At 62.6% G+C, this 14,319-nt stretch carries 15 protein-coding genes; 9 read left to right on the top strand and 6 right to left on the bottom strand.

Annotated features, from left to right (window positions below; translation table 11 throughout):
- Positions 1 to 67: 67 nt before the first annotated feature.
- Genes FGL65_RS04665 through FGL65_RS04650 form a run of 4 tightly spaced genes read right to left on the bottom strand, consistent with a single transcriptional unit; the run spans position 68 to position 3,711 of the window.
- Positions 68 to 766: an ABC transporter ATP-binding protein gene (locus FGL65_RS04665; protein WP_147819892.1), complete on the bottom strand. Its 699-nt coding sequence runs from the start codon at positions 764 to 766 to the stop codon at positions 68 to 70.
- Position 767: 1 nt separating this feature from the next.
- Entirely contained in the window at positions 768 to 1,856 is a 1,089-nt protein-coding gene (locus FGL65_RS04660; RefSeq protein WP_147819891.1) for an efflux RND transporter periplasmic adaptor subunit, read from the bottom strand.
- Positions 1,853 to 2,341, bottom strand: coding sequence for a YkgJ family cysteine cluster protein (locus tag FGL65_RS04655; RefSeq protein ID WP_147819890.1), 489 nt, complete (start codon positions 2,339 to 2,341; stop codon positions 1,853 to 1,855). Before FGL65_RS04655 ends, FGL65_RS04660 begins: the two co-directional genes overlap by 4 nt.
- A gap of 2 nt (positions 2,342 to 2,343) precedes the next feature.
- Positions 2,344 to 3,711 (bottom strand): phosphomannomutase/phosphoglucomutase, encoded by a 1,368-nt coding sequence (locus FGL65_RS04650; RefSeq protein WP_147819889.1) that lies wholly within the window; start codon positions 3,709 to 3,711, stop codon positions 2,344 to 2,346.
- Positions 3,712 to 3,802: 91 nt separating this feature from the next.
- Between FGL65_RS04650 and hflK the strand changes: the two genes are divergently transcribed.
- The 5 genes from hflK (at position 3,803) to FGL65_RS04625 (ending at position 8,813) form a co-directional block, all read left to right on the top strand.
- The gene (hflK, locus tag FGL65_RS04645) at positions 3,803 to 4,879 is read left to right on the top strand and encodes an FtsH protease activity modulator HflK (protein ID WP_147819888.1); all 1,077 of its coding nucleotides are present in this window, start codon (positions 3,803 to 3,805) and stop codon (positions 4,877 to 4,879) included.
- Between the two features lie 18 nt (positions 4,880 to 4,897).
- On the top strand, positions 4,898 to 5,749 hold the full coding sequence (gene hflC, locus FGL65_RS04640; RefSeq protein ID WP_147819887.1) for a protease modulator HflC: 852 nt from the start codon (positions 4,898 to 4,900) through the stop codon (positions 5,747 to 5,749).
- Between the two features lie 310 nt (positions 5,750 to 6,059).
- Positions 6,060 to 6,779: a LexA family transcriptional regulator gene (locus FGL65_RS04635; RefSeq protein ID WP_147819886.1), complete on the top strand. Its 720-nt coding sequence runs from the start codon at positions 6,060 to 6,062 to the stop codon at positions 6,777 to 6,779.
- Between the two features lie 150 nt (positions 6,780 to 6,929).
- Entirely contained in the window at positions 6,930 to 7,823 is an 894-nt protein-coding gene (gene panB / locus FGL65_RS04630) for a 3-methyl-2-oxobutanoate hydroxymethyltransferase (protein WP_147819885.1), read from the top strand.
- Between the two features lie 6 nt (positions 7,824 to 7,829).
- Positions 7,830 to 8,813: a hypothetical protein gene (locus FGL65_RS04625; RefSeq protein ID WP_147819884.1), complete on the top strand. Its 984-nt coding sequence runs from the start codon at positions 7,830 to 7,832 to the stop codon at positions 8,811 to 8,813.
- A 659-nt stretch (positions 8,814 to 9,472) separates the two neighbouring features.
- On the opposite strand, the gene FGL65_RS18175 is transcribed toward FGL65_RS04625, so the two are convergent.
- Both FGL65_RS18175 and FGL65_RS04620 read right to left on the bottom strand, forming a co-directional pair.
- Positions 9,473 to 9,628: a hypothetical protein gene (locus tag FGL65_RS18175; RefSeq protein WP_187170539.1), complete on the bottom strand. Its 156-nt coding sequence runs from the start codon at positions 9,626 to 9,628 to the stop codon at positions 9,473 to 9,475.
- Between the two features lie 29 nt (positions 9,629 to 9,657).
- Positions 9,658 to 10,152 (bottom strand): bactofilin family protein, encoded by a 495-nt coding sequence (locus tag FGL65_RS04620; protein WP_147819883.1) that lies wholly within the window; start codon positions 10,150 to 10,152, stop codon positions 9,658 to 9,660.
- A 317-nt stretch (positions 10,153 to 10,469) separates the two neighbouring features.
- Between FGL65_RS04620 and FGL65_RS04615 the strand changes: the two genes are divergently transcribed.
- The 4 genes from FGL65_RS04615 to FGL65_RS04600 are packed head-to-tail and all read left to right on the top strand — an operon-like array spanning position 10,470 to position 14,250.
- Positions 10,470 to 11,645: a Crp/Fnr family transcriptional regulator gene (locus tag FGL65_RS04615; protein ID WP_147819882.1), complete on the top strand. Its 1,176-nt coding sequence runs from the start codon at positions 10,470 to 10,472 to the stop codon at positions 11,643 to 11,645.
- Positions 11,642 to 12,415, top strand: a complete 774-nt coding sequence (locus tag FGL65_RS04610) for a motility protein A (RefSeq protein WP_147819881.1) — start codon at positions 11,642 to 11,644, stop codon at positions 12,413 to 12,415. The genes FGL65_RS04615 and FGL65_RS04610 overlap by 4 nt, the downstream gene beginning before the upstream one ends.
- Positions 12,416 to 12,424: 9 nt before the next feature.
- Positions 12,425 to 13,132: an OmpA/MotB family protein gene (locus FGL65_RS04605; RefSeq protein ID WP_147819880.1), complete on the top strand. Its 708-nt coding sequence runs from the start codon at positions 12,425 to 12,427 to the stop codon at positions 13,130 to 13,132.
- Between the two features lie 56 nt (positions 13,133 to 13,188).
- Positions 13,189 to 14,250, top strand: a complete 1,062-nt coding sequence (locus tag FGL65_RS04600) for a mechanosensitive ion channel family protein (protein WP_222705794.1) — start codon at positions 13,189 to 13,191, stop codon at positions 14,248 to 14,250.
- The last annotated feature ends 69 nt before the right edge of the window (positions 14,251 to 14,319 follow it).

Here is a 14,319-nt window from a genome sequence, read left to right as displayed (position 1 = left end):
AGATTTTCTCTAAAACTTCTGAAAACGGATTCCGCCCCTTCGAACGCGGAACGCCGCAACAGCCGCGTCATGCGATTCTGCCGTCGGACAGGTGAATGGTCCGCCGGGCAATGGCGGCGACCTCTTCGTCATGGGTCACCAGCACGATGGTCTTGCCGCCCTGGTTCACGTCCCGAAACAGGGCCATGATCTCGGCGCTGGTGGCCGAATCGAGCTGGCCCGTGGGCTCGTCGGCCAGAATGATGTCCGGCTCGTTGAGCAGGGCCCGGGCCATGGCCACGCGCTGCTGCTGGCCGCCGGAAAGGCTGGCGGGCTTGAAGTCCATGCGATCGCCCAGGCCCACGCGCTCCAGCAGCTCGGCCGCTCGGCGGCGCAGGTCGGAACGGTGCGCGCCCGAATACAGGCCGGGCAGGATCACGTTCTCCAGGGCCGTGGCATAGGGAATGAGATAAAAACTCTGGAAGATGAACCCCAGGGAACGGTTGCGCAGGTCGGACTGGGCGTCGTCGTTCAGCCCGGAAACGTCGTCGCCCATGAGCCGGTACTCGCCGCTGGAGGGCCGGTCCAGCAGGCCGATGATCTGCAGCAGGGTGGACTTGCCCGACCCCGAAGTGCCCTGCAGGGCCACGAACTCGCCCCGCTCGATCTCCAGGGTGATGTCCTTGAGCACGCGCACGCCGCGGCGTTCGGCAGCGGCGCTTCCGTCTTTTTCGGGCTCCTGCCAGAAGGTCTTGGTGACGTTTTCCAGGCTGATGGCCGCAGTCATGCTAAATGCCCTTTTCCCCGAGCTTGCGGCCGGGGATGACCAGTTGCGTGGCCACGGGTTCCCCCTCCTTGAGCCCGGCAAGGACCTCGCTGCGCTCCAGACCCTGCAGGCCCAGCTCGGGAACCACCTCGCGGGGCTCATTGCCCTCGGGCTCGCCCACATAGACCACCTGGCGGCCCGCCACCCACTTGAGGGCCGAGTTGGGAATGGAGAGCACATTGCTCCGGGTCTCCACGATGATCCTGCACTGGGTGGTCATTTCCGGGCGCAGGAAACCGGCCTGCTCCCCGGTCACCGTGACCAGGGCGCGGTAGTAGACGATGTTGTCGCGGATCTCCGGCTCGGGATAGACGCGCTCCACCGAGCCCTTGAAAACCTTGTCCGCAAAGGAGTCCACCGTGAATTCCACGGGCATGCCCTCGGCCACCCGGCCGATGTCGGTCTCGTCCACGTATATCCACATCTCCAGCCGTTCCGGGGCCAGGATGGTCACCAGGTTGGAAACGTTGAGCCCGGAAACGATGGTCTCGCCCTCCTGGGCCGCCACCTGGCTGACAATGCCGTCGATGGGGCTGTAAATCTTGCAGTAGGTCAGCTGTATGCGCAGGGTCTCCAGGGTGGCTTTGGCCGCCTCCAGCTCGAAGCGCGCCACCTGGGTTTCCTGCTCGGCCTGGTCCAAGGTGTCCTGAGGCTCCAGCTTCTGGCGCACCAGCTTGCGCTGGCGGGGCAGGTTCTTGGCCGCGTAGGCGTACTTGGCCTCGGCCAGCTTGATCTTGGCCTTGGCCTCGGCGACCTTGGCCTGGATCTCGCGGTCGTCCACCACGGCCACCAGATCGCCCTCCCGGACCGGGTCGCCCACCTTGACCTCGACCTTTTCCAGGGTGCCGGTGGCCCGCGCGCCGATCTTGAGCATGGCGCCCACCTGGGCCTTGATGATGCCCGTGGCCTCCAGCACCTTGCGCACCGTACCGCGCTCCACGGCGGCGGTCTTGATGATGCGGATCGTCTCGGAATTTCCGGAAAGCAGGAAATAGGAACCCCCGGCAACCACGGCGGCAATGAGAATGAAGATGAGGAAATACTTTTTCATGAGCCCGTATCGTCCTTGTGTTGCAGGTCCAGCTTGCCTTTGAGCACCTCCCCGAACGGAGGCGAGGTCTTGCCCCGAAACTGCCACCAGGCCCGGCGAAAGGTCAACGCCCGGAAGGAATACCCGCAGTCGGCGCGCAGGTCGCAGCCCCGGTAGTAGATACGCGGCGAGGGATAGCGCCTGCATATCTCCGGCCGGTTGTCATGGTCCAGACAGATCCCCTCGTCGCTGAGATAACGGCAGGTGAAGCACAGCGGTCCCCGGTCATCCGTGCAGGTGACGAAAAAACGCGCATATTCCGGCTTCCTGTCCACCAGCTTCCGGAAGGCCCGTTCGCTGCTCACCCAGGTGCCGCCGTCCAGGATCATGATGTCGCGGCAGCACTCGCCGCACATCCGGCAATGGCCGGTGACCACCACCTCGCTGCGCAGCAGCTTGGCCCGGAGCCAGCGGAAAAGGCCATCCCAACGAAAAACGACCGACATGGTTAGGCCTCGAGTTCCCTTATCCAGCGCATGAGCGGTTCCTCCATGCCTTGGCGAATCTCCTGCAGCCGCTCCGGAGATTCCGCTTCGAAACGAAGCACCAGCACGGCCTGGGTATTGGAGGCCCGAACCAGGCCCCACCCGTCGGGAAATACCACCCGCACGCCGTCCATGTCGATCACTTCATGATCCTTGGAGAAATGTTCCCGGGCCCGGCGCACCACCTCGAACTTGACCGCCTCTGGGCATGCCATGCGTATCTCCGGGGTGCTGCTGGTCTCGGGCCAGCCGTCGAGGAGCCCGGACAGGGGCCTGTCGCCCCGGCTGAGGATCTCCACCAGGCGCAGGGCCCCGAAGGTGGCGTCGTCGAATCCGTGAAAACCGTGGGAAAAAAACATGTGCCCGCTCATCTCGCCGCCCAGGGCCGCCCCGGTTTCGAGCATGCGGGCCTTGACGATGGAATGGCCGGTCTCGCACATGACCGGGTTGCCGCCGTGCGCGGCAATGTCGGCGAACAGCAGGTGGCTGCATTTCACGTCCCCGAGCACGGTGGCTCCGGGAACCTCCCGGAGCAGTTCCCGGGCGTACACGGCAAGGAGCTGGTCCCCGAACAGCAGGCGGCCCTGCTCGTCCACGGCCCCGATGCGGTCGCCGTCGCCGTCCAGGCCGACGCCCACCTCGGCCCCGGCCTCCAGCACCCTGGCCTTGAGGTCGGTGGAATACTCCTCCACCACCGGATCGGGATGATGGTTGGGAAAATTGCCGTCCGGCTCGCAATACAGGCGCACCACTTCTGCCCCGGCCTGCTCCAGAAGACGGGCCGTGATCTCGCCGCTGGTGCCGTTGCCGCCGTCCACCACCACCCGCACCGGCCGCTCCAGGCGCACGCGGGAAAGCAGGTCCCGTTCGTAGGCGGGCAGGATATCGTGCCAGGAGGTCAGGCCCGGGCCCGATGCGAACTCGCCGGAGACCATAAGGTCGTGCAGGGAGACGATATCCTCGCCCAGGATGGTGGACCGGCCGCCCCAGACCTTGAAGCCGTTCTGGTCCGGGGGGTTGTGGCTGGCCGTAACCATGACCCCTGCCTGGAAATCCAGATGCCGGGCCGCGAAATAGAACATGGGCGTGGAGACCTGCCCCAGCAGCACCGCATCCACCCCGGCGGCGTTCATCCCCCGGGCGAGGCTGCGGGAATATTCCGGGGATGTGGCCCGGCAATCGTGGCCCACAAGGGCTCGTTGCCAGCCGCGAGCCCTGAAAAAGGTGCCGCAGGCCCGGCCCAGGCGCTCCACCCATTCGGGGTCGAAATCCCGGTCCACCACGCCGCGTATGTCGTAGGCGCGGAATATCTCCCTGTTGATCGATTTCATGTTCGGTTCCCCGACGTTTTTCGCGTATCAAATGTTATTATTTTCGGGATTTCTTGACCAATCCCGCGCAAATGCCTATTTCTGGCCTATTATGAACTGGGACTGGGACAAACTCCAAAAGCAACGGCAGGGGAACTCCGGCGGCACGCCCCCCGGATTCGACGACTTCAACGAGCAGTTCAAGAAGTTCAAGAACTTCAAGCTGCCCGGCGGGAAACTCATTTTCCTGGCCCTGGGCGTGCTCTGGCTCCTCTCCGGCATCTACATAGTGGAACCGGACGAAGTGGGCGTCGTCAAGCGTTTCGGCGAATTTTCACGCATCACCACGTCTGGGCCGCACTACCATATTCCCTATCCGGTGGAAAGCGTGCTGACCCCCAAGGTGACGCAGATCCAGCGCATCGAAATGGGCTTCCGGTCCATGACCCGCAACCGCTCCGTGCCCTTCCGGCAGGGGCAGGAACGCGGCGTGCCCGATGAATCCCTCATGCTCACCGGCGACGAGAACATCGTCAGCCTGCAGTTCATCGTGCAGTTCATGATCAAGGACGCCAAGGAATACCTGTTCAACGTCATGGACGTGGAAGGCACCATCAAGAACGCGGCCAGCGCGGCCATGCGCGAGGTCATGGGCAAAAGCAGGATCGACGACGCCCTGACCACGGGCAAGCAGGAGATCCAGGCCAGCACCCGGGAACTCATGCAGGGCATTCTCGATTCCTACAAGTGCGGCATCAGCATCGTGGCCGTGCAGCTCCAGAACGTGCATCCGCCGGATCAGGTGGTGGACGCGTTCAAGGACGTCGCCTCGGCCCGCGAGGACAAGAGCCGCCTCGAAAACGAGGCCCAGGCCTACGCCAACGACATCCTGCCCAAGGCAAGGGGCCAGGCGGCCCGCATCGTCAATGCCTCCCAGGCTTACAAAGAAGCCAAGGTCCGGCTGGCCGAGGGTGACGCCTCCAAGTTCCTGGCGGTGCTCAAGGAGTACAACAAGGCCCGCGACATCACCAAGAAGCGCCTCTACCTCGAGACCATGGAAGAGATCCTTTCCAACCCCGAGGCGGAAAAGCTGATCCTGTCCGACGACGCACTCAAGAAATCCGTGCCCTACCTGCCCCTGGACAGAATCCAGCGCGGCAAGGGCGAAAGCACCAACACCAAGCAGTAGGCGCGGAGGCACAGCATAATGAAGAAACAGACAATCATATTGATAGCGGGCATCCTGGTGGGCGCACTCTTGCTGACCCAGATCATGTTCACCGTGGACCAGACCGAGCAGGCCATCGTGCTCCAGCTCGGCAAGCCCGTGCACCCCAACGCCCTGGGACCGGGCCTGCACTTCAAGCTGCCCATTGTCCAGGACGTGGTCTACTTTGACTCGCGCATCCTGGACTACGACGCCAAGCCCGAGGAAATCACCACCGAAGACAAGAAGTACATGAACATCGACTCCTACGCGAAGTGGCGCATCGCCAACCCCCTGCTCTTCTACCAGAAGGTGCGCACCATCCCGGGCGCGCAGGCGCGGCTGGACGACATCATCCGCTCCCAGCTCCGCGTCAGCCTGGGGCGCTACACCCTCATCGAGGTGGTTTCCCACAAGCGCAGCGAGATCATGTCCAACGTGACCGAACGGACCCAGAAACAGCTGCTGCCCTACGGAATCGAGGTGGTGGACGTACGCATCAAGCGCACCGACCTGCCAACGGAAAACGCCAGCGCAATCTTCGGCCGCATGAAGGCCGAGCGTGAACGCCAGGCCAAGCAGTACCGCTCCGAAGGCGAGGAAAAATCGGCCCGCATTAAGGCGCAGGCCGACAAGGAACGGTCCATCATCCTGGCCGAAGCCAACAAGGAAGCGGCCATCATCCGAGGCGAGGGCGACGCCGAAGCCACCCGTATCTACGCAGAAGCCCTGGGGCAATCCCCCGAGTTCTACGCATTCAAGCGCAGCCTGGACGCCTACCGCAAGGGCCTCAAGGACAACTCCCGATTCATCTTCACTCCGGACAGTCCGTTTTTACAGTACTTCCAATAATATTATAAAAGATCCATATATCGGATAAAACCCAACAATTTCGGGGCCATTCATATGAATGGCCCCGTTTTCGTACGTTCACCCGATTAAGAATACTTATCATTACCTTGACAAATCTGGGGGAATCCCCCAATTTGTCTAGGGGTTCACCCCGATAAACTTCGAGGAAAGAATATCCTGGTTACAGCCATGAGTATTCTGTCCAGGAAGGCATAGAGAGAGCCGTGAACCCCGCCCCCGTCATTATCCGTCATCCCTCGGGGGCCCAAACGATAGCGAACGCTATGCAACCGTAACAGGAGTGCCCACCATGCCCAAACTGAGAAAAAAATGCGACGAGGCGCAGCGCAAGTGGTTTGAGGAAGCCCTTGAACGCATCAAGAAAGCCACGGGCGCGCGTACCCAGGTCCAACTGGCCGAGGTTCTCGATGTCCGCCAATCCAGCATATCCGACGCCAAACGCCGGTGTTCCATCCCGGCAGAATGGTTCCTGAAACTCTACCGCAGCCACGGTCTGGACCCGGACTGGCTGGCCGACGGCGTTGAGCCGGTCTACCTCAACGCAAGCAAGGCCAAGATCCCCGCAGACACCATCCTGCGCGAGGCCCCGACCCCGTATGGCCGCATGAACTCCCGCGGCCGCGTGGTGTCCGTGTCCTCCATGGCCGGCTCCTCGGCCAACGGCTCCTGGGAGCCCCAGCCCCTGGAAGAGCTGTCCATCCCGGAATCCTACGCCCGCCCCAACCTGCAGGTGGTCAAGGTGGATTCCGCCAGCATGGAACCGGTCATCAACCGCGGCGCGTTCGTGGGGATCGACCAGAACCAGAAACAGCATCCGGACGGCGATCTGGTGGCCGTGCATTTCCCGCACCAGGGCCTCATGATCCGCCGCGCCTACCTCAAGAACGAAGAGTTCGTGCTCAAGGCCGACAACGACCAGCATGCGGACCTGACCATTCCGGCCTCGGAAATGGCGGCCCGCACCGTGGGCCGTGTCGTCTGGGTGCTCCAAAACTTCGGCACCATGTAAGCGACTCACAAGGGAAGAGCCCAAGCCGCTGCCTTCGGGCAGCGGCCTTTTTTTTGCCACCGCCCCCGCGCCCTTTGCCACGGGGCGCACATTGGTTTAAGAATTCCTTCGGAAGGCCCTTCCCCACAAACAACCTTTTCGGAGATGCACATGAGCAACACCTCCCAGCCCTACGGCGCGGGCAAGGCGCGCAAGACAGTCACCGCCCCGGACATCCAGGCCATGAAGGGCGGAGATTCCAGGATCGCCTGCCTGACCGCCTACGACTACGCCACCGGCGTCACCGCCGACGAAAGCGGAGCCGACCTGGTGCTGGTGGGCGACTCCCTGGCCATGGTGGTCCTCGGCCACGAGGACACCCTTTCCGTGACAATGGAGGAGATGATCCACCATACCCGTGCCGCCAGCCGGGGCGTGAAAAAAGCCTTGCTCGTGGCGGACATGCCCTTCATGTCCTACCACGTCAGCCTGGAGCAGGCCGTGGCCAACGCGGGCCGCCTGGTGCAGGAAGGCCGCGCCAAGGCCGTGAAGCTGGAGGGGGGCCGGAACATGGCCGAACGCATCCGCGCCATCGTGGACGCGGGCATCCCGGTCATGGGGCACCTGGGGCTCACCCCCCAGAGCGTCAACGCCTTCGGCGGATTCAAGGCCCAGGCCAAGACCGCCGAGGCCGTGCAGACCCTGGTGGAGGACGCCCTGGCCCTGGTGGACGCGGGGATATTCTCGCTGGTGCTCGAAGCCATGCCCGCCGAGGCGGCGGAACTGGTCACCGCCCGAATCCCGGTGCCCACCATCGGCATCGGCGCGGGCAACGTCACGGACGGCCAGATCCTGGTCTGGCACGATGTGCTGGGCATGTTCGACCGCTTCACCCCCAAGTTCGTGCGCCGCTATGCAGAACTGGGCAAGGAGGCCACCACGGCCCTTTCGCGCTACTGCGAGGACGTGCGCCACGGCAGGTTCCCGGCCGAAAAGAACACCATCCGCATGAGTGACGAGGAGCTTCCCGGCCTCAAGAAAATCAAGCCCAAGAAAAGGAAATAGGGCCGCATGGATTCGCTTACCTGGCCCGAGATCTACAACGGGCTGCTCTGGCCGCTGGTGCGCCTGATCTTCTTCATCAGCGTGGGCCTGTTTGCGGGCATCCTCATTGAGACCCTGAACTGGACGCGCCATGTGGCCGTGCTGGCGGCGCCCCTGGCGCGCCTGGGCCGGCTCAAGGACATTGCCGCGGCCAGCTTTTCCATGGCCTTCTTTTCCGGATTCACGGCCAACAGCATGCTGGCCGAGGCCTACGACAAGGGCCAGATCAACGACCGGGAGCTGCTCTTTTCCAACCTGTTCAACAGCTTCCCCACCTTTTTCCTGCACCTGCCCAGCCTCTACGGCATGATCCTGGGCTATTTCAGCGCCTCGCCCTATGCGGGCTGGGCCTATGTGGGCCTGAGCGCCTTTGCCGCGCTCCTGCGCACCGGAGGCATCGTGCTGGTGGGCCACTTCGTGCTGCCGCCCCTGCCCGAGGGCTGCGTGCCCTGCCGCCTGGACGAGGCCGCCGAAAACCGCAAAAACGAACATCCCCTGGCCCGCGCCTGGAAACGGTTCCGCAAGCGGCTGCCCAAGATCGCCTACGTCACCATCCCCATCTTCACGCTCATCTTCCTGGCAAAGCACTGGGGCGTGTTCCAGTGGCTGCAGCAGACCATGGGCGACAACATGGGCGTCTTCGACTTCCTGCCGCCCGAGGCCATCAGCATCATCGCGGTCTACCTGCTGGGCGAAATCCACGGCGGGCTGTCCACGGCCGCGGCCCTGCTCACGGCCGGGGTGCTCCAGCCGCACCAGGTGGTGCTGGCCCTGCTCATCGCCAACTTCCTGTCCTCGCCCATGCGCGCCTTCCGGCACCAGTTCCCGTACTACGCGGGGATCTTCAAGCCGGGCATGGCCGCCAGGCTCATCGCCTGGAACCAGACCCTGCGCGCCCTGAGCATCGGCCTTGTGGCTGTGGGCTATTACCTCCTAGTCATGCCGGAATAACAGCTCTTCCTGCACACAAGTGCAATATGCCTGCACCTTATTGTGCAGCTTTGTGCAAGAGCTGCACAACCGCCTTGATCACCCGATCAACTCAACCGGCTGTTTTTGCTGCTTTTCCGTGTTTGGCACGCCCCCTGCTTATAGGGATCCAACAAGGACAGAACAGCATGAATACCGCTACTCTCACCACTCTGACACAAGCAGCTAGAAGGCTCCTGCGCCTTCTCAAGGATTGGAGCCCGGTGCGGCTCCGTCCCGGAAGGCGAAGAGCGCGGCTCAGGATTGTTACGGGGACCTGTCATTCCGCCCACTTCGTGGACGGGGCCATCCCCTCTCTGGCCAGGGTGCACGTCCGGACCTCTCCCCACCCCCTCGTACCGGACTACTCCCCACCCAGCGCCCTGGTTGGAAAACCGAGGCCCTGAGGAAAGACAGGTCATTACCATACAGCCCGCATCCGTGGCGGCCCGGCCCCCGAACCAGCCGGGCCGCCCAAGCGGCCCCCTCACAAGGCCTCCTCAGAGCAGGCCATGAAAATACAAGAAACATCCTCCACTTGATTCAGGAAAGGGACCGACAACGGTCCCTTTCTTCATTGCGCCGGGCGCAAAAAAAGGCGGCCCGAGAGCCGCCTTTGTTCTTCCGACGTTTACGGAAGACTACTTCTTCTTGCCAGCCTTGACTTCGCGGATTTCCGCGACGCCTTCACCCAGGGAACGGACGTGACGCTGACGCTCCAATTCCACGTCGAGCTTCTTTTCGGCCTTGTAGACCACGCGTTCCCTGTCCTTGGTGATGATAACGAGTTCAAACATGTGACAACCTCCTCAAGGCGGCCTGCGGACTAACTGACGCCGCCCGCGGCTTCGGCCTGCTGTTCTTCTTCGGTTTCCTCGGGGAATTCGTCCGCGAACTCGGCTGCGGGAGCAAAGTCGGCGCGGACCACATTGTCGGCGCTGGGCGCCACGGTCCGCACAAAGCCCCCGGTCATGGAAATATCGCCCTGGAGCACGGCGCCCTGTTCCACCACGAGCTTTTCGGCAACAAGGCTGCCTTCCAGGGTCGAGGTCTGCTGCAGGACGGCCTTGCCCTGCACCGCGACGTCGCCCAGGATCTTGCCGCAGGAACTGAGTTCTCCGACGCGCACGGTGCCCTTGATGGTGGCCTCGCGGCCCAACACCAGGGTGCCGTCGGTGGAGATTTCCCCTTCAAAGGAGCCGTCTATACGCACTGTGCCCACGAAGTCAAGCTTGCCCCGGTATTCGGTGCCCACGCCCAGAAAGGCGTTCAACTCGCCCGGGTTGCCTTCGGCGATGTTCTTTTTATTGAAAAGAGCCATGATTACCCTCGCATTCGTTATTCCAGCCCGAAGCCGGTTTGTCCGGGCTCTCTATATCGTCGGTTTTCAGAAATGGCTATAGCTTTGTGCAGGCGAGGGTATAATTCCCCCCGTCGTTTGTCCACAAGAGTCTTGAAGATTTCTCAACCGCACGCGAAAAATCGCCACAGGACGCATTCTGGCAAAATAATAATCCCCAGGCACTCCCTGCAGAAAAGCAGCCAATTGTTGTACTTTTCCGGAAATAATGGCTAAATAAGAACGAAATTTCCTATGGTTCGGAATATTCACTCTACAGGGCTGCATGAAGGGATGCCATGACCAGCAAGCAAAACGTCCAGAACGTGAAAACCTTCTTCAAGGACCAGGTCATCTTCAAGGAAGGCCAGCAGGCCGGATACGCCTATATGGTCAAGAAGGGCACGGTGACGCTCTACCGCACCGTGGACAACCGCAAGATCGTCCTCGACCAGGTGGGCAAGGGCGAGATATTCGGGGAGATGGGGGCGCTCACCGGGCTGCCGCGCTCAACCTCGGCCGAGGCCTCGGAGTTCTGCGAGCTCATGGTGCTCACCGAGAACATCATCCAGAGCCTTCTGGAAAAATGCCCCAAGACCATCCAGCACCTGACCCGGCTGCTCATCGAGAAACTCCGGAAAAAGACGCGCCTGGACGCCTCCCGGGCCGGGGAAAACACCTTCCTGAGCATCTGCCGCATCATGGAGATGGCCTGGAGGGTCCACGCCCATCTGCCGCCCATCGAACAGAAGAAACACCCCAACTACAAGGCGGGCATGAGCCTGACCGAGCTCTCGCGCCAGATCAAGGACATCCTGCTCACGCCACAGAGCGAGATCCGCTCCACCGTGGACCAACTCCAGCGCCTCAAGATCATCGAAGTGACCAAGGGCAAGGGAGCCAAGGCCTTCGACGACCTGTTCATCCGGATCAAGGACGCGGAAAACTTCTTCCAGGTGGCTTCCAACCTGTACAAGGAACTGAACAAGAGCGGGGCGCTCAACCTGGAGCTGGAGCTCATCGACATCTTCGACCTGGCCGAGGAGCTGGGGGCCGATCCCCAGATCCTCTACAAGAAGATGGCCAACAGCGAAGTGCCGGAAAGCCTGTTCCTCTTCCACAAGAAGAACGCCCTGGCCTGGGCCGCCGAACAGCCCGCGGACTTTTTCAAGAAGGTCCAGCGGAAGAAAAAGAAGGTCGAGGACCTGGAGGACGTCAACGACATCATCTTCGTGGACAACGCCACCCTGAAGCAGGTTTTTGCCGATCTGGGCTACTACAAGCTCGGAGTGCTCATGTCCCTGGCCGACGGAGACGCCAACAGGAAGATCCAGGCCAACCTGGCCAAGAAGATCGCCCAGGTGGTAATGGAAGAGGCCGAGAACCGGGGCCCGGTGGACGACATGGAAGCCGACGACATCCAGGAAGAACTCATTGAACTGATCAAGGCCGCCAAGGGGGTCAAGACCTCGTGAACATAGCCACCATATTCGGAATCATCGCCGGGATCGTCATCCTGTGCACGGCAACCTTCTTCGCCACCGACTCGGTGGCCGTGTTCATCAACCTGCCGGGCCTGGCCATCGTCCTGGGCGGCACCGTCGCGGCCACCTTCATCTGCTACCCGCTCAAGGAAGTCATGCGCGTGTTCGGCCTGTTCATGACCGCGTTCACGGCCGAGGAACTGCCCATCGCCAACTACATCAAGGTGCTGGTGCAGATCTCCAAGGAAGCCGCCAGCAAGGGCGACGACTACCTGGAGAAATCCCTGAAAAAGATCGACAACGAATTCCTGCGCGACGGCCTGCAGATGCTGGTGGACGGCTACGACAAGGAAGAGCTCCGGGAAATCTTCGACAACCGCATCCAGCAGTACCACGCCCAGGAGACCTACGCGGCGGGCATCTACCGCACCATGGCCGCCCTGTCCCCGGCCTTCGGCATCATCGGCACGCTCATCGGGCTCATCGCCATGATGCAGGGCATGGGCGACGACATCACCCGCGTGGGCCCGGGCATGGCCACGGCCCTGACCACCACCCTCTACGGCGTGCTCTTCGCCAACCTCTTCTATCTGCCCATCGCCAACAAGGTGGAACGCCGGGTGGAGGAACGCACCATCCTCATGTGCGTGTTCCGCGACGGCATCCTGCACATCAAGGACAAGACCCCGGCCGCCATCATCACGGACAAGCTCAAGGGCTACCTGCCGCCGCGCAAGTGGTCCTCCATCGAGGCCCGCTAGGGGTTGGCCATGACCGGACACAAGCCCCCATTCTTCACCACGGAGCGCCGCCAGCGGCAGGAGCAGGGCAACTGGGCCCTGTCCTTTGCGGACATGATGACCCTGCTGCTGTGCTTTTTCGTGCTCATGGTCACAGTTTCCAAGGTGGACCCGGCCCGCTACCAGACCATGTCCTCCATCATGTCCGAGGCCATGAAGGGCAAGGCCGCGCCCGCCGAGACGGCCAAGGACCCGGCCGGAGAAAAGAGGAAAAACCTGTTTGCGCTCCAGAAGGAGCTCAGCAGGAGCATCGGCCAGGAGACCGAGGCCCTGTCCCTGAAGCTGCGGCCCGACGCCGTGGCCATCAACCTCAAGGGCGCGGTGTTCTTCAAGCTGGGGGACGCCACGCTCACGGGCCGGGCCAAAACCATCCTGGACCGCATCGTGGGGCCGCTCACCGAGCAGCAGTATGAGCTGGTCATCGAAGGACACTCGGACAACATCCCCATCCATTCGGACAAGTACCCGTCCAACTGGGAGCTCTCCTCGGCCCGCGCCTCATCCGTGGCCCGGTTCTTCATTGCCCGGGGTTTTCCCAAGGACGACATCAAGGTCATGGGCCTGGCAGACACCCGGCCCATCGCGCCCAACACGGACGGAGCGGGTGCTCCGCTGCCCGACAACCAGAGCCGCAACCGCCGGGTCATCATCCTGGTGAAGCCGGGCGCGACGCCCTGATCCCCGCACGGGCTTGTCCTGTGCCGAAATTCTGATATCAAGGCGGCATGGACACCATGACGAAAACCATCAAGGCCATGACCGGCCCGTTCCTCGAATCCGACCCCGTGGCCATGCTCGTGGCCCTGGGACTGCTGCTGGCCGCCCTGGCCGCAGCAGCGCTGCTGCGGCGCCTGGCCAAGGTCCGCCTGAACCGCTGGGCGCAGAAGGACGGCTCCCGTCTGGACCCGCTGCTCGCGGACATGCTCCTGGGCTCCCTGTACTGGCTGCTGAACCTGTTCGCGGCCTGGTTCTTCTGCGAATCCCTCTTCCTCGGGGCCGCGGCGAGATCCTTCCTGGACCACCTGTTCCTGATCCTGTTCACCATCACCACCATCTCGCTGCTCTTCAACGGGCTGCGGCTGTTCCTGGACATCTACCTGCGCGCCCGGGGATCCTCCCTGGCCGAGCACCGGGGCAAGGTGGTGCTTCCCGTGGTCAAGGGCGTTGCCTGGGTGCTGGCCCTGGCCTTCATCCTGGACAACTTCGGGGTCAAGGTGGGCACCATCCTGGCCGGTCTCGGCGTCGCCGGCGTCGCCGTGGGCTTTGCGGCCCAGGCCATCCTCGGGGACCTGTTCAGCTATTTCGCCATCCTCTTCGACCGCCCCTTCGTCATCGGCGACTTCGTCATCGTGGGCGACCTCCTGGGAACCGTGGAGCACATCGGACTCAAGACCTCGCGCATCCGCAGCCTTTCGGGCGAACAGATCATCCTGCCCAACTCGGACCTGACCGGCTCCAGGGTCAAGAACTACCGGCGCATGTCCCGCCGCCGCGTGGTCTTCGGCTTCGGCGTGCTCTATTCCACCCCCTCGCACCAGCTTGAGGCCATACCGGGATACGTGAAGGCCATCGTCGATGAAACGCCGCGCGCCACCTTTGACCGGGCCCATTTCGCCCGCTTCGGGGACAGCAGCCTGGACTTCGAGGTGGTCTTCTACGTGGAATCCCCGGACTACAACGAATACATGGACGTCCAGCAGCGCATCAACCTGGCCATTGTCCGCAAGTTCGAAGGCGAGGGCGTCGGGTTCGCCTTCCCCACCCGGACCATCCACCTGCAGCAGGAAACGGAGTAGCCCATGTTCGATTTTCTCCAATGGCGCTCGGTCAAAAAGGACTCCGCCCCCGGATCGCTCATCTATGCC

This window comes from Salidesulfovibrio onnuriiensis (assembly GCF_008001235.1).
Classification (GTDB): domain Bacteria; phylum Desulfobacterota; class Desulfovibrionia; order Desulfovibrionales; family Desulfovibrionaceae; genus Pseudodesulfovibrio; species Pseudodesulfovibrio onnuriiensis.
The sequence above is the reverse complement of the archived record's forward strand: the minus strand, read 5'-3'. Positions and strand labels throughout refer to the sequence as shown.